This is a genomic window from Sphingomonas sp. FUKUSWIS1 (genome assembly GCF_000733135.1).
Taxonomy (GTDB): domain Bacteria; phylum Pseudomonadota; class Alphaproteobacteria; order Sphingomonadales; family Sphingomonadaceae; genus Sphingomonas; species Sphingomonas aerolata.
The window spans coordinates 3,039-5,315 of sequence record NZ_JPJC01000240.1; the positions used below are offsets into that span (position 1 = coordinate 3,039).

4 protein-coding genes are annotated in these 2,277 nt (G+C 66.1%); all 4 read left to right on the forward strand.

All coding sequences use genetic code 11. The features are described from left to right. The coding region (gene fliP, locus sphsw_RS14825; RefSeq protein ID WP_042467442.1) for a flagellar type III secretion system pore protein FliP at window positions 1–680 on the forward strand (680 nt) is incomplete at its 5' end. Window positions 681–816: 136 nt separating this feature from the next. Continuing rightward, window positions 817–1,086 carry a flagellar biosynthesis protein FliQ gene (gene fliQ / locus sphsw_RS14830; protein ID WP_031395965.1) on the forward strand — a complete coding sequence of 90 codons (270 nt, stop codon included), beginning with the start codon at window positions 817–819 and terminating at the stop codon, window positions 1,084–1,086. 4 nt (window positions 1,087–1,090) lie between these two features. Then, window positions 1,091–1,864: a flagellar biosynthetic protein FliR gene (gene fliR / locus sphsw_RS14835; RefSeq protein WP_031441300.1), complete on the forward strand. Its 774-nt coding sequence runs from the start codon at window positions 1,091–1,093 to the stop codon at window positions 1,862–1,864. Further along, window positions 1,864–2,277: EscU/YscU/HrcU family type III secretion system export apparatus switch protein (locus sphsw_RS20585; RefSeq protein WP_235188411.1), on the forward strand; the 414-nt coding region annotated here is incomplete at its 3' end. The genes fliR and sphsw_RS20585, both read left to right, overlap by 1 nt.

The window sequence follows — 2,277 nt, forward strand, 5'->3', positions numbered from 1 at the left end:
CGCTCGGCCAGCTTGGCGGCCAGGCGGCGGGCAATAGCGGGCAGAGCGGCTCGCTGTCGCTGTCGCTGCAGGTCCTCATCATCATGGGGCTGCTCACGGTCCTACCGGGCATCCTGCTGATGATGACCAGCTTCACGCGGATCATCATCGTGCTCGCGATCCTGCGCCAGGCGCTCGGTTTGCAGCAGACGCCGCCCAACCAAGTGCTGCTCGGCCTATCGCTGTTCCTCAGCTTCTTCATCATGGCGCCGACGATCACCCAGATCAACACGACCGCGATCCAGCCCTATGCCGCGGGCCAGCTCGCCGGCACGCAGATGATCACCACCGCGGGCGTCCCGCTCCACGCGTTCATGGTCAAGCAGACGCGGATCAAGGACGTCACGATGTTCGCCGAAATGGCGAAGTCGGGCCCCTATGCGTCACCGCGCGACATCCCCTTCTCGGTGCTCCTCCCGGCGTTCGTCACCAGCGAGCTCAAGACCGCGTTCCAGATCGGCTTCCTGATCTTCCTGCCGTTCATCGTCATCGATCTCGTCGTCGCGACCGTGCTGATGTCGCTCGGCATGGCGATGCTGTCACCGACGATCATCTCGATGCCGTTCAAGCTGCTGCTGTTCGTGCTCGTCGACGGCTGGGCGCTGACGATGGGCAGCCTCGCCAACTCGTTCGCGACCTGACCCGGTGGATGCACCCACACTCCCGTTCGTGCTGAGCGCAGTCGAAGCACATGAGTCCCAGGCCCTTCGACGTCCCCCCGAACGCCTGCCTTGCAGGCAGTCGATGGGCTCAGGGCGAACGGAAGCATTATAAGCCATGGACGCGCAATATTTCCTGACCATCGCCAACCAGACGATGTGGGTGCTGGCGCTCGCCAGCGCGCCGATCCTGATCCCGGCGCTGCTGGCGGGGCTGATCCTCGGCATGATCCAGGCGGCGACGTCGATCAACGAACAGACGCTGTCGTTCGTGCCGAAGCTGCTCGTCGTCGCGGTATCGATCATGATCTTCGGCAGCCTGATCCTCGGGCTGCTGAGCGACTTCACCGTCAGCATCTTCGAACGCATCCCCGATCTGGTGAAATAGGCGGATGCTCGGCTTCGGCCTCTCGATTGAGCCGCAGCTCTGGGCGCTGATCTTCGTCATGGTGCGGATCGGCGCGACGTTCATCGCCGCGCCGGTGTTCGGCAACGTGTCGGTGCCCGTCACGGTCCGCGTCACGCTGTCGGGCGCGATCGGCTTCCTCGTGCTCGCCGCGCACCCGGTCCAGCCGCCCGCGCAGATCTTCGCGACGGCGACCGTGCTCGCGGTCGCCGCTGAGGCGCTGGTCGGGCTCGCGCTCGGCTTCGTGCTGCAAATCGCGTTCGCCGCGCCGGTGATCGCCGCCGAAATCATCGGCGGGTCGATGGGCCTCGGTTTCGCCTCGTCGGTCGATCCGCAGAACGGCCGGTCGAGCCCTGCGCTCGGCCAGTTCTTCTCGATCATGCTGACGCTGCTGTTCCTGTCGATGGACGGCCACCTCGTGCTCGTCGAGATGCTCGTCAAAAGCTATGACGTGATGCCGCCCGGCGCCGCGTGGCTCGGCGTCGACCGGTTGCGCGGCATCGCGTTCTTCGGCGGCTATGCGTTTCTCGCCGGGCTGCTGCTCGCGCTGCCGGTCGGCTTCCTGCTGCTGTGCCTCAACATCGTCGTCGGCATGATCAGCCGCGCCGCACCCGCGCTCAACCTGTTCTCGGTCGGCCTGCCCACGAGCCTCGCGGTCGGTGTCGTCGCGCTCGCGGTCGGCTTCCCGGCGATGGGCGACTATATGGTCGTGATCATCCGCGAAGGCCTCGAAGCCACGCAAAGCCTGGTGCTCGGCTGATGGCGGACGAATTCGGCGAAAAGACAGAAGCCCCGACCGACAAGCGCAAGAAGGATGCGGTCGAGAAGGGCGACATCCTCCGCTCGCGCGACTTCGCGACCGCGCTCAGCATGCTCGCGGGCGTCGCCTGGCTGATCTATGCCGGCCCCTCGCTGATCGCCGCGTGCAAGGCGGTGATGGCGTCGAGCTTCCAGTTTGGCCGCGCCGATGTCGAGGATTTCTCGCCCTGGCGCCCGCTCCAGGAAGCGGGGTGGAAGCTTGCGCCGTCGCTGGTCACCCTGTTCGTCGTCAGCCTGGTCGCCGCGGTGCTCAGCCAGGCGGGGCTCGGTTCGCTCGGCTTCAACGGCAAGCTGCTCGACCAGCTCGCCGAGGGTCATGACTTCGAGGTTCCGCCGTCGATGGTGGAAGCCGAG